Annotated in this window: 19 protein-coding genes and 1 riboswitch; of the genes, 12 read left to right on the top strand and 7 right to left on the bottom strand. The window is 35.8% G+C overall.

What is annotated here, in order from left to right:
• The first annotated feature begins 278 nt into the window (after positions 1-278).
• The 7 genes from PZ892_RS07845 to PZ892_RS07815 all read left to right on the top strand — a co-directional run bounded on the left by PZ892_RS07845 (position 279) and on the right by PZ892_RS07815 (position 10,685).
• Positions 279-821 carry a sigma-70 family RNA polymerase sigma factor gene (locus PZ892_RS07845; protein WP_277712684.1) on the top strand — a complete coding sequence of 181 codons (543 nt, stop codon included), beginning with the start codon at positions 279-281 and terminating at the stop codon, positions 819-821.
• 56 nt (positions 822-877) lie between these two features.
• Entirely contained in the window at positions 878-2,017 is a 1,140-nt protein-coding gene (locus PZ892_RS07840) for a FecR family protein (RefSeq protein ID WP_277712683.1), read from the top strand.
• Positions 2,018-2,205: 188 nt separating this feature from the next.
• Positions 2,206-5,772 (top strand): SusC/RagA family TonB-linked outer membrane protein, encoded by a 3,567-nt coding sequence (locus PZ892_RS07835; protein WP_277712682.1) that lies wholly within the window; start codon positions 2,206-2,208, stop codon positions 5,770-5,772.
• 13 nt (positions 5,773-5,785) lie between these two features.
• A complete protein-coding gene (locus PZ892_RS07830; protein ID WP_277712681.1) occupies positions 5,786-7,258 on the top strand; it encodes a RagB/SusD family nutrient uptake outer membrane protein in 1,473 nt (490 codons plus the stop codon).
• 2 nt (positions 7,259-7,260) lie between these two features.
• Entirely contained in the window at positions 7,261-8,121 is an 861-nt protein-coding gene (locus PZ892_RS07825) for a substrate import-associated zinc metallohydrolase lipoprotein (RefSeq protein WP_277712680.1), read from the top strand.
• A 9-nt stretch (positions 8,122-8,130) separates the two neighbouring features.
• Complete coding sequence (locus tag PZ892_RS07820; RefSeq protein WP_277712679.1) at positions 8,131-9,405, top strand: DUF4302 domain-containing protein; 1,275 nt, start codon at positions 8,131-8,133, stop codon at positions 9,403-9,405.
• An 11-nt stretch (positions 9,406-9,416) separates the two neighbouring features.
• Positions 9,417-10,685, top strand: coding sequence for a DUF4302 domain-containing protein (locus PZ892_RS07815; RefSeq protein ID WP_277712678.1), 1,269 nt, complete (start codon positions 9,417-9,419; stop codon positions 10,683-10,685).
• Positions 10,686-10,782: 97 nt separating this feature from the next.
• Here the strand turns inward: PZ892_RS07815 and PZ892_RS07810 are convergent, their stop codons facing one another.
• The 4 genes from PZ892_RS07810 to PZ892_RS07795 all read right to left on the bottom strand — a co-directional run bounded on the left by PZ892_RS07810 (position 10,783) and on the right by PZ892_RS07795 (position 15,910).
• Positions 10,783-12,411: an IS1182 family transposase gene (locus PZ892_RS07810; protein WP_277712172.1), complete on the bottom strand. Its 1,629-nt coding sequence runs from the start codon at positions 12,409-12,411 to the stop codon at positions 10,783-10,785.
• Positions 12,412-12,537: 126 nt separating this feature from the next.
• Positions 12,538-13,611 (bottom strand): acyl-CoA dehydrogenase, encoded by a 1,074-nt coding sequence (locus tag PZ892_RS07805; protein WP_277712677.1) that lies wholly within the window; start codon positions 13,609-13,611, stop codon positions 12,538-12,540.
• Complete coding sequence (gene pnuC, locus PZ892_RS07800) at positions 13,611-14,234, bottom strand: nicotinamide riboside transporter PnuC (protein ID WP_277712676.1); 624 nt, start codon at positions 14,232-14,234, stop codon at positions 13,611-13,613. Before pnuC ends, PZ892_RS07805 begins: the two co-directional genes overlap by 1 nt.
• 35 nt (positions 14,235-14,269) lie before the next feature.
• Positions 14,270-14,407, bottom strand: a riboswitch (TPP riboswitch).
• Positions 14,408-14,413: 6 nt separating this feature from the next.
• Positions 14,414-15,910, bottom strand: coding sequence for a malate:quinone oxidoreductase (locus tag PZ892_RS07795; protein WP_277712675.1), 1,497 nt, complete (start codon positions 15,908-15,910; stop codon positions 14,414-14,416).
• 235 nt (positions 15,911-16,145) lie between these two features.
• On the opposite strand from PZ892_RS07795, the gene fabG reads away from it, so the two are divergent.
• Together fabG and PZ892_RS07785 are read left to right on the top strand one after the other, a co-directional pair.
• Positions 16,146-16,889, top strand: coding sequence for a 3-oxoacyl-[acyl-carrier-protein] reductase (gene fabG, locus PZ892_RS07790; RefSeq protein WP_094282599.1), 744 nt, complete (start codon positions 16,146-16,148; stop codon positions 16,887-16,889).
• A gap of 93 nt (positions 16,890-16,982) precedes the next feature.
• Positions 16,983-17,963 (top strand): acyl transferase, encoded by a 981-nt coding sequence (locus tag PZ892_RS07785; RefSeq protein ID WP_277712674.1) that lies wholly within the window; start codon positions 16,983-16,985, stop codon positions 17,961-17,963.
• Position 17,964: 1 nt separating this feature from the next.
• On the opposite strand, the gene PZ892_RS07780 is transcribed toward PZ892_RS07785, so the two are convergent.
• A complete protein-coding gene (locus PZ892_RS07780) occupies positions 17,965-18,834 on the bottom strand; it encodes a neutral zinc metallopeptidase (RefSeq protein WP_277712673.1) in 870 nt (289 codons plus the stop codon).
• 151 nt (positions 18,835-18,985) lie between these two features.
• Between PZ892_RS07780 and PZ892_RS07775 the strand changes: the two genes are divergently transcribed.
• From PZ892_RS07775 to PZ892_RS07765, 3 genes are read left to right on the top strand one after another with little or no spacing between them, the layout of a single operon-like run.
• Positions 18,986-19,561 carry an alkylphosphonate utilization protein gene (locus PZ892_RS07775; RefSeq protein WP_094282597.1) on the top strand — a complete coding sequence of 192 codons (576 nt, stop codon included), beginning with the start codon at positions 18,986-18,988 and terminating at the stop codon, positions 19,559-19,561.
• A gap of 29 nt (positions 19,562-19,590) precedes the next feature.
• A complete protein-coding gene (locus tag PZ892_RS07770; RefSeq protein WP_277712672.1) occupies positions 19,591-20,292 on the top strand; it encodes a thioredoxin domain-containing protein in 702 nt (233 codons plus the stop codon).
• Positions 20,293-20,311: 19 nt separating this feature from the next.
• Positions 20,312-20,689, top strand: a complete 378-nt coding sequence (locus tag PZ892_RS07765; protein ID WP_277712671.1) for a DUF423 domain-containing protein — start codon at positions 20,312-20,314, stop codon at positions 20,687-20,689.
• A 51-nt stretch (positions 20,690-20,740) separates the two neighbouring features.
• On the opposite strand, the gene PZ892_RS07760 is transcribed toward PZ892_RS07765, so the two are convergent.
• A complete protein-coding gene (locus PZ892_RS07760; RefSeq protein ID WP_277712670.1) occupies positions 20,741-21,460 on the bottom strand; it encodes a menaquinone biosynthesis protein in 720 nt (239 codons plus the stop codon).
• On the bottom strand, positions 21,453-22,079 hold the full coding sequence (locus PZ892_RS07755) for a histidine phosphatase family protein (RefSeq protein WP_094258057.1): 627 nt from the start codon (positions 22,077-22,079) through the stop codon (positions 21,453-21,455). The genes PZ892_RS07760 and PZ892_RS07755 overlap by 8 nt, the downstream gene beginning before the upstream one ends.
• Position 22,080 lies beyond the last annotated feature (1 nt).

Below are 22,080 nucleotides of genomic sequence, written 5' to 3'. Positions count from 1 at the left end.
GTAGAATTCCTGTATGATGGTGATGATTTTAACTCTGAGGAGGATTAAAATCCACCATCATATCTATCTCCCCTCCTAACTACCAAAATCCAAAAATTCTTAAAATTAAAAATTACAATAAAATTTATTCTCGAATAAATTTTCTTTGTTTTCTAGGTGACTAACCCATATTTACAAGTATTCTTAAATAATTTTTCAATAATAACAATATACATTAATTGAAAATTATTTATATTTATTTCTAATTAATCAAAAATAATTGTTTAACCACCTAAATAATGAATCCTTCTGTAGTTATGTCGGATAAGAATTTGTATATCAGCTATTACAAGTATATCAAATTCTATGCATTTAAACTTACGGGCGATTACGCTCAAGCTGAGGATCTTACTCAAGATGCCTTCACTTCCTATTTAATGAATAAATCAAAGATTTCATCGGATCCACGGGCCATCAAATCATTTCTTTTTACTACAGTAAAAAATAAAATGCTCAATGAGCATAAAAGAGGTGAGATAAATCAGCGTTATTGGCGTTTAAGTGGGTTTAACGAACAGGATTCAGTAGATCTGGATCATCTATTGATCTATACCGAACTAATCGAAGAAATAGATAAATTGGTGAATACGCTTCCTAACATGTGTCAGAAAGTAATCAAACTTAGTTTCTTTGATGGACTATCCAATATGGAAATTAAGGATGAGCTTAACATCAGCATCAATACCGTAAAGACTCATAAGAAACGCGGTTTAATCTATTTACAGAAAAAATTAAACCCCGAACATTTCACCTTACTCCTCTATTTTTTAACCTCGAATTAAATTTATTTTATTTTTCATTCATCCTTTTGTGCGTTCAGTTTTTCTAAGTATTAATTATGAACCCAAAAGAGAAGTACATCAGTACACTTATTTTCAAACACTTACAAGGTATTTGTACAGTCCAAGAAAGCAGAAAACTGAAAAAATGGATTGAGGAGGATATTAATAACAAGAAGTTATTTAATAGATGCATCAATTATGAATACATAAAGGAGGATTTGGCATTATTAAATTCCTTTGATGCGAAGAAATCATGGAAAAAAAGAAAAAAATCCAAAAGATTACTTTTCATAAAATGGTTTGTAGCAGCATCCATTCTTTTAGGAACATTATTATTTATTCCTACTGATTTTGGGAATAAAGGAGTGATTGAAGTTTTATCAAAAAATAAAAGAAAACCTGGAAATAGTCAGAGTCAAAATAACTCCGTTCAATTAATATTAGCTGATGGAAAAAAGATCAAATTAAATGATCCTCTAGAACTCAATACCGACACATTCATACTCTCTGGTAAAAACATCATTCCAGTTGTTTCCTCGATAAAATCAGCTGAAACAGAAAACATATTAGAGATTCAGGTTCCTAATACAAAGATTTATTCATTCACCTTGCCGGACAGTTCGAGAGTCTGGCTAAATTCTAATTCCAACATCCAATTCCCTTCCCAGTTTAATCATGCTCAGCGAATAGTATCCATTCAAGGAGAGGCTTATTTTGAAGTTAAACCTAATAAGAAACAACCCTTTATCGTAAAAACAAATCTTGGAGATATTCGCGTATTAGGAACCTCTTTTAATATCAAGAATTACAACAATGGATTTGAGGCCACATTAGTGGAGGGAAATATTGAGATTAAGACAGAAAAATATACAAAGCAAATCAAGCCTTTAGAAAAGGCAGTAATTGCACAAGGAGAAATAGGTTTATATACTGCTGATTTAGAAAAAGACCTTGCCTGGAAGCAAAACTTATTCCTATTCAGGAATGATAAACTTTCGGAAATCATCCCCCAAATTGAAAACTGGTATGGGATTCAATCACAATATAAAACCAATAAAACTCCTGATGAGACCTTTTCAGGTACTATAAATCGAGATGTAAGTTTGAAGCAAATTATTAATATCCTTAATCATTCTTCAGCACATCAATTTCAGATACAGAATAACCAATTAATAATTTCCGAAACCAAACTTTAATATTATGATGACATAAGCAATTCAATTCATTCGCTGCTTTAGCAGCTACCCTACTATCCAATTTTAAACAAAAATTAAACTTAAAAATGCATCACTTTTTAGAAGACAAAAAACTAGAAAGGAAGAGGTCTATTGGCTTTTCTTTTCTACCAAAGATGGCAAAAATTGCTTTTATATTTTCTATGTATATGCTAAGTAGCATCATTACAGAAGCAAGGGAGCAATTAATCTCGTTAAAATTTCATCGTGCTAAATTAAACACGGTTTTATACGCCATTACGAATCAAACCCAATATCAATTTTTCTATAATGACCGTGTCAGTAAAGAGATTGGCCTAATATCGGTTGATGTTGAGAAAAAGCCTTTAGAACAGGTTTTGGAGATAATCCTACCCATGGATAGGCTGAATTATCACATTGAGGACAAACAAATAACCATCAGTTTCAGAACCAAGAATTCAAAATCTGAAACTGTTGTTCAGCAAGAAAAAGTTCAAGGAACTATCAAGGATTCAGAGGGAAAGCCCTTACAAGCGGCATCTGTATCAATCAAAGGCGGCAAGGAAAGCAGTTCAAGTGATGAGAATGGACATTTTGAAATCGCTGCAAAATCTAATGATATATTAATAATAAGTTTTTTAGGCTATAAACGGCAAGAGCTAGCTATTGCCGGTCGCAAGAACATCCAAGTAAGAATGGTCCGTGACCAGCAAACACTGGAGGCTGTAGACGTTGTTGCCACTGGATACCAGACCATTGATCGTCGTAAATTCACTGGAGCTGCTACGAAGCTTAAGGCGGAGGATGCGCAACGATTAGGGGTTCCGGATGTTTCAAGGATGCTGGAAGGCCAGGTTTCGGGGGTTAGTGTACAAAATGTTTCAGGGACATTTGGTGCTGCTCCAAAAATCAGGGTACGCGGAGCGACTTCGATTTCAGGGGATAATAAACCCCTATGGGTGATTGATGGCATTCCATTAGAAGATGTTGTCAATATTTCTAACGACCAACTATCTACTGGAGACGCTAGAACTCTATTGGGCTCTTCAGTTGCAGGATTAAACCCTGATGATATAGAAAGTTTTGAAATATTAAAAGATGCTGCAGCAACCTCTTTATATGGCGCTAGAGCAATGAACGGTGTCATCATCATTACTACGAAAAAAGGTAAAGCTGGGAGCCAAGCTATTTCTTATCTGAGCAATATCAGTACCTTCCTAAAGCCAGATTACAATCAGTTTGATATTGTAAACTCCTATGATCAAATGTCAATTTATGCGGAATTGGCTAGAAAGGGTTCAATAGATTATGCCTTGATCAAAAACAATATGAATTCAGGTATTTACGGAAATCTATCACGTGCTCTTGTAACATGGGATGCCAGCGGAAAACCTTTAGTTGAAAACACTGTACAAGGTCGAGAAGCTTTCTTACAACGATATGTTTATCAGAATACAGATTGGTTTAATACGCTCTTCAACAATTCCTTTCAACAAGAGCATTCTTTAAGTTTTACAAGTGGTAATGAGACTGTTCAAAATTATTTTTCAACCTCTTTTTTAAAGGATAATGGCTGGGCTAAATCCAATGATGTCCAAAGATATACCGCAAATCTTAGAACGAATTACAAAATAAATGATCGCCTAAATATTGGACTAATTTCTACAGGTTCCATTCGGGATCAGATTGCCCCAGGAACCTTAGGTCAAAATAGTGACCCAGTTACAGGAGTTGTATCCAGAGATTTTGATATTAATCCTTTTTCATATGCCATGAATACCTCCAGAGTAATTGCACCACATGACTTGAATAATAATCTCGAGTATATCACCATGAATTTTGCGCCATTTAATATTCTAAATGAGCTCGAAAAAAATTACATGGAGTTAAAAATGTTGGATTTAAAGGTACAAGGTGAAATAAACTATAAACTTCCCTTTGGACTGAAGCTTTCGAGTACAGGAGCATATCGCTATGCTACATCAGGGAATGAACATAAGGTTCATGAGAATTCTAACATGGCTAATGCCTATCGAGCAGGTACAATCTATGAAAGTTCGGGCATTGAAAACAACCGAATTATGGATCAGAATAGGTTTTTATATCGAGACCCTTCAAATCCGGATGCAAGACCAGTTTCTGTATTACCATATGGCGGGATCTATATGACCAATGAGAATGTTTTGAAGAGTTTTTATATCCGAAATGCCTTACATTTTGACAAGAAAATAAACAAACATTATTTCACTGGATTTGCGACCCAAGAATTAAGGTATCTAGATAGGACTTCAAAAAACAACATTGGATATGGCTATCAATTTGGCAAGGGCGGTGTTCCTTATATCGATCCAAAAATGATAAAGATGTCAGTGGAGGACAATTACCCATATTACCAGATGAATGTGTTCAGTGATAGGTTTGTAGCCTTTGCAGCGAATAGTACATATTCTTATGATGGCAAGTATCAAATGACGGGAACGATTCGATATGATGGCTCAAACCAGTTAGGCCGAAGTAAGGTTGCCAGGTGGTTACCGACCTGGAATTTATCTGGTTCATGGAATATCGATCAAGAAAAATTCTTTCAGAATCAAACCTTTTTAAATACGCTTACCCTTCGTGGTACTTACGGATTAACCGCCAGTATGGGCCCTGCGACCAATGCTAGTTTAGTGCTACGATCAAATACCACCAACCGTCCATATATTTCAGAGCAAGAGCCAGTTATCAACATTGCCTTCCTAGAGAACAAGGACCTTACTTGGGAAAAGCAATACGAAACAAATATCGGCTTGGATGCAACCTTTTTAAATCGAAGATTTCAAGTGGTTGTTGACCTCTACAATAGGCAGGGTTTTGATTTAATAGGGCCAATGCGGATTTCGGGAATTGGTGGAGAATCTATTAAATATGCGAATTATGCAAATATGCACTCCCAAGGTATAGAGGTTTTATTTAAAGCAGACATTATTAAAAAAACAAATTGGGGCTGGAAAACGCAAATAACGAACGCCTTTAATAAAAACACAATTACCTCTATCCGGAATGAGCCATATATTTGGAATTTAGTTAATTCCGTTGGTGCGGCAAAAGAAGGATACCCCCATAGAGGATTATTTTCCATTGACTTTGTCAAATTGAATGAACTAAATGGTACACCTATTTATGTGAATGAAAATGGGAATATTTCCAACAATATTTACCTTCAAAGTATACAAACTGATTATTTAAAATATGAAGGTTCGGTTGACCCATTATTCACTGGAGGTCTTTTTAACACCTTTAATTATAAGGCATTTAATTTAAGTTTTTTAGTGACTTATAGTGCTGGAAATAAAGTTAGGCTAAACCCAATCTATAAAAACTCCTATTCTGAATTAGATGCGATGTCCTATGATTTTTTAGATAGGTTTATTTTACCGTATGATAATTTTTCACCTTCTATAGCTTCATCGAGGACTAATTCTTGGCTTCCGGGGAATCAAGTTTATAATGCCTATAATTATTCAGATGCACGTGTTGCTGATGGTGGATTTATTCGTTTTAAGCAAATATCATTGGCCTATCAATTACCAAAAAAATTATTACAACAGATAGGTCTCAAAAGTTCCTCAATCACATTAGTTGGAAATAACCTATTCCTACTTTACTCAGACCCTAAATTAAATGGGCAAGACCCAGAATTCTATGGATCAGGTGGTGTAGCCTTGCCTATTCCTAGACAATTTACCCTATCCGTAAAAGTTGGATTATAAAACATTGATGATTATGAAAACAAACCTATTTTTTATTTCAATATTCAGTTTGGTATTAGTCGGCTGTTCAAAATATCTTGACACCTCACCTGACCAAAGAACTGAACTAGATACACCCACAAAGATTGCAGAATTATTGACCTCAGCAAATCCACGAGCGAATTACATTCCATTTATGGAAACGGCTTCCGATAATGCAGGCGATAAAGGAGAAAGATCAGGAGTAACTGACCCCTTAAACAGAAGTGCATGGATCTATGAAGATATTATTTCAAATGATGAGGACTCACCAAATTTTTATTGGTTTGCGGCCTATAAGGCTATTAGTGCAGCGAATCATGCGTTAAGAGCAATTGATAAGCTTGGATTAACAGAAGAAACTAAACCTTTGAGAGGAGAAGCACTTGTTGCAAGGGCGTATGCTCATCATATGCTAGTGATGTTGTTTGCTCAGAATTATGAACCAAATGGGGATAATGAATCACCTGGAATTCCCTATGTAACCATGCCGGAAACTGAAATTGTTCAGAAATATTCGCGGAATACTGTTCAATATGTATATGATCAAATAGAGAAAGATTTGGTTGAAGGAATCCCTTTAATAGTGGATAATCGATATAAAATCACTAAATACCATTTCACACGAGCGGCAGCACATGCCTTCGCATGTAGGTTTTATCTTTTCAAGGGAGATTTAGATAAAGCACTTGAGCATTCAAATTTAGCTTTAGGTGATGATCTTTCGAATTTTATCAGACATGTCAATGATAAGGATTTCCTACAGCGGGAATACTTTTTAAAGCAACAATGGTATACGATTGCCACAAATCCGAGTAACCTTCTTTTGATTGAGGCGCCAAGCCTTTGGGGAAGGAACTTGGCTACGAATCGCTATGGATTTACAGCAACACTATTAAGCGATTTACTCGTTAAGAAAAACGTAACGAATGGAGCTTTTGCATATCCTATTTTTGGAGGCGATAGTTTTGTTTACCATGTTCCAAAATTCAGGGAAATGTTTGTAAAATCATCAATAAACGCGAATTATGGTATTGCTATCAACATTATCCCTGCATTAACAAGTGATGAACTTTTGTTAAACAGGGCGGAGATTTATGCGAGGAAACAACAATTTGATAAATGCATAAAGGATCTAAATACCTTCATCAGTAAAAAAATATACTTCCATGCAGACCAACCGGAATATATGCCTTTGCTACACAATGTAAATGCTAGGAAAATTAATGCCTTTTATGGTTCAGAGAACTTAGAGTTAAATCTGATTAAGACAGTATTGGATTTCAAAAGACGCGAATTTTTATTCGAAGGGATACGATGGATGGATATTTTAAGGATGAAAATACCCGTTCAACACAAGGCGTACGATGAAACAGTAACCTATATTTTATCGGCAAATAGTCCAAAGCGAATGTTCCAATTACCTCAAGAAGTTATTATTTCAGGTTTAGAACCAAATCCAAGATAAAAATGAAAAGCTTAAATATTATTCGAACTTACTGCTCATTATTCTTCATACTTCTATTAAGTGTCAGTTGTTCCAAAGAAGAATTACCTAAGGAACCAATTATTGATTTAGGTGGAGAGAGCTGGAAGAAGATGGAAATTGATGAATATATCTATTCACAGTTCGTGAAACCATATAACATGGAAATCAAGTACAAATGGAATCCCTATGAGGTGAATTTTTACAGGACCTTAGTTCCACCTATTGAAGGGAATGTTATTCCGGTTTTAAATACGCTTACTAACTTATGGCTGAAGCCATATGAGAAGACCGGTGGCAAGAACTTTTTCCGGAGATTTCCAATTTCAAAAGTAGTGTTAGTAGGAAGCCCAGAGTACCAAGAAAACGGTGCTATGGTAGTAGGTACTGCTCAAGGAGGGTCAAAAATCAACCTTTATGATATCAATAATTTTTCGACAAAATACAAACAGCTAATTGTCTCATTGATGGGAACTGTTCATCATGAATATGCTCATATATTTCATCAATCTATCCGATATCCTGAGGCTTGGGGCAAAATAAGTGCTCATTTATATACAGAGACATGGTTTAACACCACGGATGAAGTTGCTAAAACACAGGGTTTTGTATCCGCTTATGCCAAGTCGTCTGATAAAGAGGATTTTGCAGAAACCATTGCCTATTTATTGGTATTAGGTCAAGAAACTTTCGACCAAATGATTCGGGAGAACATTTTTGCAGAAAAAACATTTCGAGCGAAAGAAAAGATTATTGTCCAATATTATAAGGAGGTCCTAAATATTGATTTCAGAAAACTACAAGCTGAAGTAAAATCATCGATGGATAAACTGGTTACCAATTAATTATATGTTATGAAAACGAAACTTTTAATATTCAGTGTATTCTTATTTGTATTTTTTTCCTGTAAAAAGGATGATCTAGATTTTAATAGACCAGATCAGAAAATGGAAAAATTAAAAACAGAATATGAAAAACAATTGATAAGTGCAAAAAACGGATGGATCGCCTATTTATTTCCAAAAGGTGGTGGAGGATATACATTTAAGTTTAATTTCAACGAAAACAACAGGGTAAAATCTGGTTTTTCAGTATTCGAAGATTACGCGAAAAATTTAATTGAAAGCTCTTACCGTATATCCGTTGACCAATTGATTTCTTTAAATTTTGACACTTACTCCTATATTCATTATTTAGCTGACCCAGACCCCTATATCAATGGAGGAAACCCCGGAGAAGGATTAATTTCAGACTTTGAATTTTCCTTTATCAGAGTTACCACGGACACTATATTTTTAAGGGGTAACCATAATGAATCTGATATGATGCTTATCCGTGCCAAAGACAATCAATCAGAGAAATTTTTATTGGATGTATATAATAACCAATTAAAAGTCGATGCTTTTAATACGATGAAGGGGTATTACAATAAATTAACTGTTAATGGCCAAACCCATACAATCGCAATTAATACCTCTACAAATACTGTAGGATTTTATTATGAGGAGGATGGGGTCCTAAAGCACCATAACAGTTATTTTGTATTTACGGATAAAGGAATTTTATTGAAAGACCCTTTAAAAACAAAGAATCTTAGCATATCAGAAATCTCTGAAATAGTTCCAAAGCCATTAGAAAATAAAATATCACTCAAAATAAATTTAAAGGACACGTATATCGTAGAGAATGGTAATAAGCCAATTTTCATAGATAATGATGCACCTAAAAGAATGGTATTAGCTAACCGTCGATATTTTTCAGGAACAGGTTTTACGTTAAATGGTAAAATTGATGCATTTGGAATTCGCAATTTCACACAATTCAGTGCACTATTATTTATTCCTCGATTATATTTAGACCCATTAGATGCCTTTTATTTTGTTTATGATAATTCAAGTTTCTTTTTAGGTCCAATATTTAATTCTATTTATTCGAATGATGGAAAGTTAAAATTCAAGATATACTATTTATTGAACGGCATTAATCCTGACGAAAAGTCAGAAACTATTGCCAGAAACACTGCTATACAATGGTTCGAAAAAGAAGGTTACTATGTTTTTCAAATAGGTCCTGGCAGCTATGATCTAGTCAGTGTTAAGGATGGTACTTCATGGATTCGTTTCACCTAATAATTAAAGTAATGAAAAGATTTATTATATATTTTTTATGTATTTTTTTATTTGCATCCTGCGAAAAGAATACATTAAAAACCTTTGAGATTGAAAAGGTCTGGAAAGATCCTCAAGAAAAGATGGATTATTTTAAAAAGGAGATATTATCAAATAAGGATGGTTGGGAAATTAGAATTAACAATGGTTTAAATGGAGGAGTAACTGCAGGTTATATTCGGTTTGACAGTGAAAATAATGCTCAGTTTTTGGTTGACTTTTCAGACTTATATAGTTCGCTACAGAAGACTGAAGTTGATCTTTCCGTAAAAGAACGGAGTCCAAGTTTGATTTTTCCAGCAAATTCCACATTTGGCTATTTTACAACTTATACAAAGAGTATAGATTCGATTTATAATTTCAACAAGGTAATCAATGATACAATTTATCTGGAAGGAGTAGCTCAGAAATCCAGTCTGAAACTTATAAAATGTAATGCCCAAACTGCAAATCAGTTTATAAAAAATCGTTTCGAAGAGAATAAAAAAACCATCAATAGTATTTTTCACGCTGAGAAATTCTTTTTCTACTTAAATACGCTGAACAATTCATATGATCTTGAAATGGATACTATTAATAGATTTATGAAATTACAATATAAGTCTGCGGATAGTATTTCCATTGCGTCGAGTTATTACTTTTTTAATGGAGTTGGAATTACCTTAGAAAAACCAATAACTCTGGATGGTCAGAAAATTGAACATTTAAATCTTCCGGAAATAAAAAGTGGGAAACTAAATTTTCAAAACACATTTTCAATCAGTAATGAAAGTAAGCCAAAGATTTATGATCCAAAATCGATTGATAGATTTTTGCGAAAAGAACCACCTATAGTTTGGAGTTCTTTTGAAGGGTTTAGCACAAGAAAACAAAATGATATTGCTAAGATGAAAAGGATTCCACGCTTCACGGAATTTGTAATTTACCCTCGCTATGGTCTTGATTCAGCAATTAATCAAGAATATGGATTTGTAGGATTTATTTTAGGGGATTACTTTGGGGAAGGGATTGAAAATCCAATTGTGGATAAAACTGCTGAGAATTTGGTGAAATTCCGTCCATTAGGTGGTATGGGACCTCGAGCAAAAGAACCCAATACTGTTCATGCTCTAAAAGAAATTTTTAAGTATATATATAATCCTAAAGGGTTTTATATTATCCCTTATAGAACCGGCTATTATTTAGTTGATGCAAGGGATGCCTTAACATGGGCATATTTTGTCAACTTAGCAAACAACTAGCTTTAATACCCGAAATTAAAAAATGAAGAAGGTGTCTAAAAAGGCACCTTCTTTTGTTTTAATACCTTTCTTGATCTCAATTATATTTTAAACAATATTAAGCTGCAAGTCGATTTTCTGTACTTTTCATCACGCTGATAGCTTGATTTATCGCAAATAGGGAGTTGTTGCCACCAGGTTTACCAATTAAAGTTTTGCTTTCCCACTTTTTTGCCCATTTTCTTAGGTTATGGGCAATAGCCATCAATCCGAACTCCACAGTAACTTTCTCGAGTCCTTTCATACTAAAGCGGGTAAACTTGTTGTTGCTTTTCATCTGTCCAAATACCGCTTCGACTTCCACGGGTCTTTTGCTTCGATGGTATAGCCCTTGTGTCGATAGTAGTCTTTCTCTAGCTTTAGCCTTGAGCCAAGCAAGGCGGTGATTGACTTCAATCAGACGATTGCCCTGTGCTTTATGACACCCATCACGCATCGGACAGCCCTCACATCGCTGAGCTTGATAGCAGCTCACCTGGGCGGCATATCCGTTGGTACTGACCCTGGTTGTTTGTCCGACAAAGCTTAGTTTCTGTCCTGCCGGACACACATAAAAATCCTCCTGATCATTGTAATATAGGTTCTGTACCGAAAAAGGATCCTGCTTATGCTTTCGCTTCTGCTCCATATGGAAGTAATTGTACTTGATAAAAGCGGTTATATCCTGTCCTTCCAACAACTCATAGTTCTGCTCACTGCCATATCCGGCATCTGCGACGATTGACTCACTTTGTTTTCCGTAACGGGACTCAAAGCCTTCCAAATGTTCCGGTAGGGTTGTCGTGTCTGCGGTAGTCTGATGGATACTGTAATGGGTGATGAACTGTTCCTCGGTACTGATCTGTGTATTGTAGGCGGGTTTGAGTTGACCGTTCTTCATGTGATCCTCTTTCATGCGCATAAACACAGCATCGGTATCGGTCTTACTATAACTATTGCGATCCCCTAGTATTTTCAGCTGTTCTTCATATTTCTGCAATCGTGGCAAGTAGTCATCTTCGAGTTTCTTAAGCTGCTTATCGGTAGACTTATTGGCCACTTTGAGCTTTGCATTGATCGCTTTGATCTTTTCCTTCAGCTGCGTGCTGTCGATAGCCTTGCTAACTTCTTGATTGCCTAATGTAGATTGGTCTTGGGTAATCTGCGCATCAATATCGGCAAGAACCGAAGCGATGTTCGCTTCTAACTTTACCTTGTTTTTCTCAACCGATTTCTTCCATACAAACGTATAACGACCAGCTGCAGATTCGATCTTGGTACCATCAACATACTGAACTTTCAGGCTGACGTACTCCATTTCATGTAACATCCGGACGATACTTGCAAACAACTCCTGTATTTGCCCCTTAAGACGCTTCCCCCTGAAATAGTTGATCGTACGATAATCAGGGGTACTGTTGCCAGAAAGCCACATGAAATAGATGTTCTCTTGTAAGGCGCGTTCAATCTTTCGGCAAGAATAGATATTGCTTAAATAGGCGTAGAACAACACTTTGATGAGCATCCGGGGATGGAAACTAGTAGTGCCTCCCCCTTTATAAAGTCGGATAATATGATCCAGATCCAACTGATCAACAACCTGATTCACCAACCGAACAGGATGGTTCAATGGAATACGATCAAAAATATTTTCAGGAAATAGACTCGGACTATTGGATGGAAGAGCTTTGAATTGTATGTTTGCCATATTGTTTTTTGGGTGCACCTTAAGATACTAAATCTTAAGGACAAAAAACAGAAAACCCCGCCATTTTTTAATGACGGGGTTATTTTTTTTTAGAGACCTTTTTAGACAGCCCCTTCATTTTTTATGTTATACATTCAACAAACTATGCTGACTTGCTGTAAAAATATTTCTGAATACAATATTTAACTCATTCTCTCTTTGGGCTGCTCTGATTCCGAGTAATGGTAAAAGCTCGGCACAATCCATACGAATATCTTTTGCAATTTCTCTGGAAAGTGTTGCAATATTCTCGAATAAGCTAGCATCAACTTCAGCATTTGCAATTGCCTTTTCCCATAGAAAAACGGCATTATGTTTTACTTCCTTAACTTTATTTTCAAAGCTTGTTCTGATTTGATCAAGTTGTTTGAATCTTTGTTTGCTATTCTTTTCTGCCCAATTAGGCTCTTTAGATTTTTCGAAGTAGTATTTTTCGATCAGATCTAAGAATCGTTTAAACATCCCGACATAGTTCATCAAAAGGGTTAGTTCAGCAAAGGGCATAAATGGAATATTAAACAATGCTGAAGCAGAAGTTTTATTGTTAGGGTCTAGCATAAATGCATTTTCCTTTTTTACCTTTAGATTCTGAATAGAGAATGAATGGCTTGCTGTACATTCCAATCCGAAGGTATCCCAATCATATTCAATCAACACATTTTCCCGTGGCACTAAAAAGGAATAATAAAGAGGTTCTCCTGAATCTGTTTTTACAGTTTCTCCATCTTTTATGATTTCAGCATTAAAAGTAAAATGAGTTAAATGGGGTGCACCAGTTGCATAGCTCCAAAAGCCTGACACTACATAATGATCTTCCAGGTCAATGGCCTTCCCTCCGACTCTTCCACTTCCACCCAAACATATTTTAGGATCTGACCATAGTTTTTCAGAGAGTTTAGGGTCAATAAAACCTGCAAACATATTTGCTCCAGCACATAAAGTTACTGTCCAAGCAAATCCGCCATCATAATAGGCTAATTCTTCGAGTAAATCCAGACCTTGAGGAAATGGCATTTCAAGACCATTTAAATTTTTGGGAACCCATAAATTAAACCAGTTATTTCGGTAAGTAAACTCTAACTGCTCCTTTGTTAGGGATTTATGTTTAATACCTAAAGGCTGTAATTCCTTAATGATATTGATTTGTTCTTGACTAAGCATTAATTGAAATTTAATTGATCTACGTTTTGTGATTGCATAATTTTCTTCCATTTAAAGAATCCGAAAATCGCGATCACGAATAAAAATGTTGTTAGGGCAGCAAATAGATAGAGGTCTTTATGAATCAAAAGTGGGATTGCAAAAAGGTTACTGATATTTAATAAAATCCAGTTTTCAATTTTTCTTTTTGCCAGTAACCACATTCCAGCCCAAGCGGTTGAAGTCACCCAGGCATCCCAAACAGGAACATCTGAGTCTGTAATACTTCGTAGCAGGAAGTAAAACAATAAGAAGCCTGCAAAGACAATCGTTAGGACAATTTTCCATTCTGTCTTTGTTGTGTAGGATATTGGTTGCTCCTTTGCGGTTTTATTGCTCATCCAGAACCACCAACCATAGATGCTCATGACCAGATAATAGATCTGTAAGGCAATTTCTGCATATAATCCGGCAGAAAATAAAACCATCATTCCGGAAATAATTCCAAGGATTCCAAATAAATAATTTGAGACCTTATTGTTTTTGGACAATAGAACCTGGATGATACCACAGATTACGGAAAACCTTTCTAACCAAGAAGTTTCCTTTAAAGTATGAAAAATATTATTTAAGATTTCCTCCAATTTCGCTGAATTGATTATGCACTTATGGAGACAAGGGAAAGGATATAATTTATTCCTACGCCAGCATTACCTGGATCAGGTTCATTTCGATGGATCATCGAAAATGGGTATCATCTCAGCCTAAAAATATGTCTCGCCAGAAGCGAGACATATTAGCACCCCATAAGATATTATGAATATTATTTATCTATCTGCAAAATAGCAGAAGTACGATTTCTAGTTGATTGACACAATTCTGCGTCATCATTTAATTTTTTGCCCCATGAAGGAATCATTTCGCGTAATTTCTTACGGTAAGAATCGGATTTAGCGCGATCAGGGAAACATCTTTTCAACAGGTTGATCATGATAGCCACCGATGTAGATGCACCTGGAGAAGCGCCCAATAATGCAGCGATAGAACCATCTGCACTGGATACAACTTCAGTTCCAAATTCTAGGATACCACCATGTTTAGGATCTTTTTTAATTACCTGAACACGTTGACCAGCTTTTTCAATTTCCCAATCTTCCAATCTAGCCGTTGGCATAAATTGTTTCAATGAATCCAATTTATCCTGCGGTTTTTTCATGACCTCAGTAATTAAATATTTTGTTAGAGGTAGGTTATCCAATCCTGCAGAAAGCATAGGACGGATATTTGAAAGCTTAATAGATGCAGGTAAATCGAAGTAGGATCCTTTTTTCAAGAATTTGGTTGAGAAACCAGCATAAGGACCGAAAAGTAAAGCTTGTTTACCGTCGATATAACGAGTATCTAAATGCGGTACAGACATTGGTGGAGCACCAACAGATGCTTTTCCATATACCTTGGCATGGTGTTGTTTAATGATTTCTTCGTTATTACATCTTAACCATTGACCTCCCACAGGGAAACCACCGTATCCTTTTGCTTCTGGGATACCCGATTTTTCCAATAATAACAAGGAGTGACCACCGGCACCAATAAACACGAATTTTGCTAGGATTTCTCTTTTCTGGCCTGTTTTTAAGTCTTTAACCTCAACTTCCCATCTTCCGTCATCTTCACGGTCAATATCTTTTACCTCTTGATTCAAGGACAATTTAATATTGTCTTTACCATCCAAGTAGGTAATCAAATCTTTTGTTAGAGCACCAAAGTTCACATCTGTTCCGATGTCCATTTTGGTAGCGGCGATAGGCTCGTCCACTGCTCGTCCTTCCATCATCAAAGGCACCCATTCGTTCAACAAAGTTTTATCCTCAGTATATTCCATACCCTTGAATAAATTTTGTTTCGTCATGGTTTCGAATCTTGTTTTTAAGAATTGTACATCTTTTTCACCAAATACCGCGGACATGTGAGGCACACGGCGGATAAAATGGTTAGGATTCTTGATAATGTTCTTTTCTACTAGGTAAGACCAAAACTGCTTTGAAATCTCATATTGTTCAGCAATACTAATTGCTTTATCAATTTTTACTGATCCATCAGCTTGCTCTGGAGTATAGTTTAGTTCACAAAGTGCGGAGTGTCCTGTTCCGGCATTATTCCACGCATCTGAACTCTCGGCAGCAACAACATCCAAACGCTCGATTATCTCAATATTAATATCTGGACTTAGCTCATTAATTAACGTACCTAACGTCGCACTCATGATACCACCACCAATCAGAACGACGTCTACTTCCGTTTTCTTTGTTTTCTTACCCATGGTTTTTAAATGAAATACAAAATTAATATTCGGTTTATATTATAGCGAATAAATTTGTCAGAAACGTTTCAAATATTTGTGATTTTATCAATAAATACCCTTTCTCTTATTCAATTCTACCATAATCCCATTTTTTTGCAGGAATGAACTTTCTATTCCTACACATTTTTTGTATTATGCAGTTTATTTGTCACTTTTGTGGACATTCTATTATTGAACATAAATAATTAATTATATGAAATTGTTAGCCGGAAAAACCGCCTTGATTACTGGGGCATCCAAAGGAATAGGTCGTAAAATAGCGGAGGTATTTGCTGAGAATGGAGCAAACGTTGCTTTTACTTACCTATCTTCTGTAGAAAAAGGCCAGGCTCTAGAAAAAGAACTTGAACAATTTGGAACAAAAGTAAAAGGTTATCGTTCCGACGCTTCCAAATTTGATGAAGCTGATAAATTAATCAATGATATCGTAGCTGATTTTGGAACTTTGGACATTGTTGTAAATAATGCTGGAATCACAAAAGACGGTTTGTTAATGCGTATGACCGAAGAAAATTGGGATGATGTAATTAACATCAACTTAAAATCAATTTTCAATGTTTCTAAAGCAGCATCTAAAGTGATGATGAAGAACCGCAAGGGTAGCATCATCAATATGAGTTCTGTTGTTGGGGTTCAAGGAAATGCTGGACAAGCTAACTACGCAGCGTCTAAAGCAGGAATTATTGGATTCTCCAAATCATTGGCAAAAGAATTAGGCTCAAGGAACATCCGTACAAACGTTGTTGCTCCAGGATTTATCCGCACAGAAATGACTGACGTTTTAGACCCTAAAGTGGTTGAAGGTTGGGAAGCAAATATTCCATTGAAAAGAGCAGGTCAACCAGAAGATGTAGCAAATGCTTGTCTTTTCTTGGCCTCAGATTTATCATCATACATCACAGGTCAAGTAATTCCTGTATGTGGTGGTATGTTATAAGAGTATTTAATTATTCAAACAAAAAGAGACTTCTATTTGGAAGTCTCTTTTTGTTTGAAAGCTTTTGCTGTTTGTTGTTGTATATTTGCAGCAATGGAAATAGCTAATAAGATATTCAATATACAATCTGAGGAAGAATTCAATCATTGTGCCCTTGAAGTTTTCAGATTTCAAGCTCAAAACAATAAGATCTATCAGCAGTATATTGATATTTTAGGTATTAATCCGAAAGATATAATCCACTATAAAAATATTCCTTTTTTACCTATCCAATTCTTTAAATCCCAGGATATAATTGTGGAAGGATTAATTCCTGAAGTTACCTTCTCGTCATCAGGCACTACAGGCATGATCACTAGTAAGCATCTTGTTGCAAAATCCAGTTTGTACATTGAAAGTTTCAGAAAAGCATTTGAGGAATTCTATGGAGATGTGAAGGATATAGCGATTTTAGCCTTGCTCCCATCCTATCTTGAGCGTTCTGGATCTTCGTTGATCTATATGGTTGATGATTTAATCAATAGATCAGAGAAAGCTGAAAGTGGTTATTTTTTGTATAACCATGAAGATCTTTTCAATCGCCTAAGCGAATTAAGGAATTCAAAAACAAAAACTGTGTTGTTTGGAGTAACTTATGCGCTCTTAGACTTTATCGAGAATTTCAATATTGATTTTCCTGAATTAATCGTCATGGAAACCGGTGGTATGAAGGGTAAGCGAAAAGAAATGATCAGGGAAGAGTTGCATGAAATTCTTTGTAAAGGTTTTAATGTCCCTAGTATACATTCTGAATATGGCATGACAGAATTGTTGTCTCAAGGATATTCAAGTGGAAATGGGCTTTTTAAAACACCGAATTGGATGAAGATATTAATCCGTGACACCAATGATCCGCTAACACTTTTGGACAACAAAAAAACAGGAGCAATAAATGTCATTGATTTAGCCAATTATTTTTCCTGTTCTTTTATTGCGACTCAAGACTTAGGGAAATTTCATTCCGATGGGTCCTTTGAGATATTAGGTAGATTTGACAACTCTGATATCCGAGGTTGCAATCTTCTTGTTCAATAATTTATTGTAAGCTAGGGTCTTCAAAGGTATTTCCAGCATTAATATCGCCAGTTTCATATCCTTTTTTAAACCAATACATCCGTTGTTCAGAAGTACCATGGGTGAAGGATTCAGGATTAGCTTGTCCATAAGCTTGTTCTTGAATATGGTCATCTCCTACAGCTGCAGCTGCACGCATCCCATCCACGATATCATCATAGTTAATCTCCACATCAGTTAGTTTATTTAAGTGATGCGCCCAAACCCCAGCATAGAAATCCGCTTGAAGTTCAGTCATAACCGAAATCTTATTGTTTTCACGTTCGCTTAATTTAGAGCGAAGGGCATTAGTTTGAGATAATACCCCAAAAATATTCTGAATATGGTGACCAACTTCATGCGCAATTACATAAGCAAGCGCAAATTCACCCTTAGCACCATATTTTTGAGAAAGCTCACGATTAAAGCTTAAATCCAAATATATTTTCTGATCTCCTGGACAGTAAAATGGTCCAAATGCAGACCTTCCAACCCCACAACCTCCGGTTTCAATACCTTCAGTATAGACCAGTAACGTCGGTTGAGGATAAGATTTTCCATTATCTTGAAAGATTTTAGCCCAGACATCGTCGGTACTAGTTAATACAACTCTGGCGAAATCCATCAATTTATCCTCCTCAGGAGTAGATTGATATTCTCCTTGTTCATTAACAGATCCTTGCTGTCCCGAACCTTGCATCTGGTTCAATAAATCGTTGGGGTCTCCACCCATCAAAAAGCCGATAATCAATACTATTACACCACCTATTCCCCCAAGAGTCAACTTTTGCCCACCAGACATCCCTCTACGATCTTCGATATTACCGCCGCGGCGGCCGCCTTGCCATTTCATAAATATTTCTTTATTTAATTTTAGTTTGTATTTGGTTACACTACAAATTCTTTGCCATTGCTATTATCTGGAGGCAATGTTGCTTAAAGGTACAATTCATTCCCCTCATTTAAAATGCTTATCTTTGAAATCATTATATATTACCAAACATATGTTATTAGACGATCTGAAAAATAGAAGTGAGAACCAATGCGAACTTTGTCGCTCGACCGAAAACCTTGATATTTACGAAGTTCCTCCTACCTCAAACGCTTCCTTAGATAACAGCATTTTGATCTGTTCTGTTTGCAAAGGGCAAATAGAAAAAACTGAACAGATAGATCCTGAGCACTGGAAAGTTCTTGGAGAAACCATGTGGTCAGAGCACCTTCCGGTTCAAGTGGTTGCTTGGAGAATGTTGAGCAGATTGAGAAATGAGGCTTGGGCAGCAAATAATTTGGATATCCTTTACCTTGATGATGAGACTCTAGAATGGGCTAAGAAAACCGGAGACCATGAAGCCGAAGCTACAGTTGAATTTCATCAAGATTCTAATGGAACGCGATTATTCGAAGGTGATACCGTTGTATTGATCAAGACATTAGATGTAAAAGGTTCAAGTATTTCAGCTAAATTAGGAACGGTTGTTAAAAATATTCGACTTGTTCCTGACAATACAGAACAGATTGAAGGCAAGATTGAAGGCCAAACAATCGTTATATTAACAAAGTATCTTCGCAAGGGCTAATCCTTGGTTATACTAGAAAAACATTTGTAATGAAAAAAATATTATTTACCGCATTGATTGGAATTGCTTGTTTACAAGTGAATGCACAAGAAAAGATTGATGCTAAGAAAATGGAGGAGGTTATTGCTAAACCTCAGACACAACTATTAGATGTAAGAACAGCTGGTGAGTATGCCGGTGGACATATCCCTAATTCGGTAAATGTGGACTGGAAAGAGAAAGAAAAATTCGAAGAATCGATCAAGAATTTGGACAAAGATCAACCAGTATATGTTTATTGCTTAGGTGGTGGTCGTAGTAAACAAGCTGCTGAATTCTTAACAGAAAAAGGATTTAAGGTTTATGATTATTCCGGTGGAATGATGGATTGGAGGAGTGCAGAAAAACCTGAAATAAAACCAGATAACGCGAAGGAAGCCAAAGAATTAAGCACTGAAGATTTCGATAAGATTATCAATTCTTCTGAATTGGTTTTGGTTAATTTCTCAGCAGTTTGGTGTGCTCCTTGTCAAGAACTAAAACCAACAATTGATAAAATTGAGAAGGAACAAGCTGGAAAGGTAAAAGTTGTTCGTATAGATGCTGACCAGAACAAAAATCTGATGAAAGTGTTGAATGTGCGTGGTATTCCTCAACTAATCCTTTATAAAAATGCTGAACAAGCGTGGAATAAAACAGGTGTAGCTACCGAAGCTGAGATATTGGCGCAAGTTAAGAAAGCAAAGAAGTAATAATAAATTTCAACATATAGTGAATCAAATCGCATTAATTTCAGGTGCCGTTTTAGGGATTTTATCCATTATCCTAGGAGCTTTCGGAGCTCATGCACTTAAGAAAGTTCTTTCAGAAGAAAGGTTAAGTTCCTTTGAAGTAGGTGTTCGGTATCAGATGTATGCCGCAATTACATTACTTATTATTGGTTTCCACCTAAACTTCGATTCAGGTGTAGAAAACTGGGCTTATTATGGAATTTTCTGGGGCTGTATCTTATTCTCTGGAAGCATCTATATCCTTAGTTTTAAAGATAAATTAAAAGCAAACATGAAATTTATTGGCCCAATTACCCCATTGGGAGGCCTGTTAATGATTGTCGGTTGGTTAATGCTGTTGATTTCATTCATTAACTAAAAAAAACTAGCACATAAAAAAAATGGCTTCCATTCAATTGGAAGCCTTTTTTTATAACTCTCTATACCATTCAAGGAATTTTTCTATTGCTTTTTTCTTTGCCTCATCTAAATGATAATTCAAGCTTTCATTTAGATAATGATGGTAGTCGAAATTTGGAAATACTGGCAATCCTGGAATGACATCATCTGGTCTAGAAACACCGTCTTTCAAAGCCTCATTAAATTTCTGTTCAAAGCTATCAGGTAGCTTTTTATTCGATACCCAAACTGCATAAGCGAACGGCAATCCGGTTAATTCTTTCCAGTAATGTCCCATATCATAAGCGTAAGGAACATTTTCCTTTTTTCCAAAGGTACGATCACCAATCAGGACATACGCATCAGCCTCACCTTCTGTCACAACCTTGACATCTTTCTTCCAATAATGCTTCAGTAAAATCCTAGCTAATCCGTTAGAAGTTCTGGATTGCTTATCCAATAATAAGGTTTCAATCTCTTCAATTGGTTTGGAGGAAAAAATAAAAACCGAATCAACATAGTCTAGAGATCCAATACAATAATCTCCAATAAAGTGATATTCTTCTAAATTCGTGAGCGCAGCTACTGGGATAATTCCCATGTCCGACTCGTCTTCAATTACTTTTCGAGCACACTCTGATGGGTAATCCACCGAGAGCTCGATATCATTCATTACATCTGAATTTCTTATTCCTTGTAAAAAAGGGAGTGTATTGGTATAAGAAACTGCAGATACTCTAATTTTATTCATTTAACAAACCTTCTAAATGCTTCGTATTATAATAATCAACTATAGAAAAATTGTTGTCAGCGAATTCTAATTTATATAATGCAGTATTCGTATGGGGGAAATCATCCATTTTACAAACGGGGACATCTGTTAGGTGGCAAAGCATAATTCTCAATGCCCGACCATGCATACACACTAATATGGTTTCTTCTTCAGGTTGTTGCAGCATGTAATCAATAGCTTCCTTTTGTCTATAAACCAAGGCATTGGGAGATTCACCGTTTTCTATCGCTAGATCAAGATCATTGTTTCTCCATGAGTTTACAACTTTTTCAAATCCTGAAAGAATATCTTCAGTCTGCTCCTGACCTTCATAGATTCCCCAACTAATTTCATCCAATCCAATCAATTGTTCCATTGGAACTCCATTTTTCAAAAATGGCGCGACCGTTTGATGTGTCCGAATTAATGTGGAAGTGTATATTTTGTCAAAGGGGACATTTTTATAGGAGTCGTAGAAAGCCTGTGCCTGTTTTAGTCCATTATCATTTAAAGGACTATCAACACCCCTACCCTGAACTATTCCTTTCAGATTAAGATCAGTTTGACCGTGACGGATAAAATAAAATGTTTTTTTCAAT

The sequence above is a fragment of the Sphingobacterium sp. WM genome (assembly GCF_029542465.1).
GTDB lineage: Bacteria > Bacteroidota > Bacteroidia > Sphingobacteriales > Sphingobacteriaceae > Sphingobacterium > Sphingobacterium cellulitidis.
Note: the sequence above shows the minus strand (reverse complement) of the source record. Positions and strands in the feature narration are given on the sequence as shown.

Bases quoted from the DNA above. Each gene is read 5' to 3' on its own strand.
- PZ892_RS07845 (WP_277712684.1), top strand. From the start codon at position 279: ATGAATCCTTCTGTAGTTATGTCGGATAAGAATTTGTATATCAGCTAT.
- PZ892_RS07840 (WP_277712683.1), top strand. From the start codon at position 878: ATGAACCCAAAAGAGAAGTACATCAGTACACTTATTTTCAAACACTTA.
- PZ892_RS07835 (WP_277712682.1), top strand. From the start codon at position 2,206: ATGCTAAGTAGCATCATTACAGAAGCAAGGGAGCAATTAATCTCGTTA.
- PZ892_RS07830 (WP_277712681.1), top strand. From the start codon at position 5,786: ATGAAAACAAACCTATTTTTTATTTCAATATTCAGTTTGGTATTAGTC.
- PZ892_RS07825 (WP_277712680.1), top strand. From the start codon at position 7,261: ATGAAAAGCTTAAATATTATTCGAACTTACTGCTCATTATTCTTCATA.
- PZ892_RS07820 (WP_277712679.1), top strand. From the start codon at position 8,131: ATGAAAACGAAACTTTTAATATTCAGTGTATTCTTATTTGTATTTTTT.
- PZ892_RS07815 (WP_277712678.1), top strand. From the start codon at position 9,417: ATGAAAAGATTTATTATATATTTTTTATGTATTTTTTTATTTGCATCC.
- PZ892_RS07810 (WP_277712172.1), bottom strand. From the start codon at position 12,411: ATGGCAAACATACAATTCAAAGCTCTTCCATCCAATAGTCCGAGTCTA.
- PZ892_RS07805 (WP_277712677.1), bottom strand. From the start codon at position 13,611: ATGCTTAGTCAAGAACAAATCAATATCATTAAGGAATTACAGCCTTTA.
- PZ892_RS07795 (WP_277712675.1), bottom strand. From the start codon at position 15,910: ATGGGTAAGAAAACAAAGAAAACGGAAGTAGACGTCGTTCTGATTGGT.
- fabG (WP_094282599.1), top strand. From the start codon at position 16,146: ATGAAATTGTTAGCCGGAAAAACCGCCTTGATTACTGGGGCATCCAAA.
- PZ892_RS07785 (WP_277712674.1), top strand. From the start codon at position 16,983: ATGGAAATAGCTAATAAGATATTCAATATACAATCTGAGGAAGAATTC.
- PZ892_RS07780 (WP_277712673.1), bottom strand. From the start codon at position 18,834: ATGAAATGGCAAGGCGGCCGCCGCGGCGGTAATATCGAAGATCGTAGA.
- PZ892_RS07775 (WP_094282597.1), top strand. From the start codon at position 18,986: ATGTTATTAGACGATCTGAAAAATAGAAGTGAGAACCAATGCGAACTT.
- PZ892_RS07770 (WP_277712672.1), top strand. From the start codon at position 19,591: ATGAAAAAAATATTATTTACCGCATTGATTGGAATTGCTTGTTTACAA.
- PZ892_RS07760 (WP_277712670.1), bottom strand. From the start codon at position 21,460: ATGAATAAAATTAGAGTATCTGCAGTTTCTTATACCAATACACTCCCT.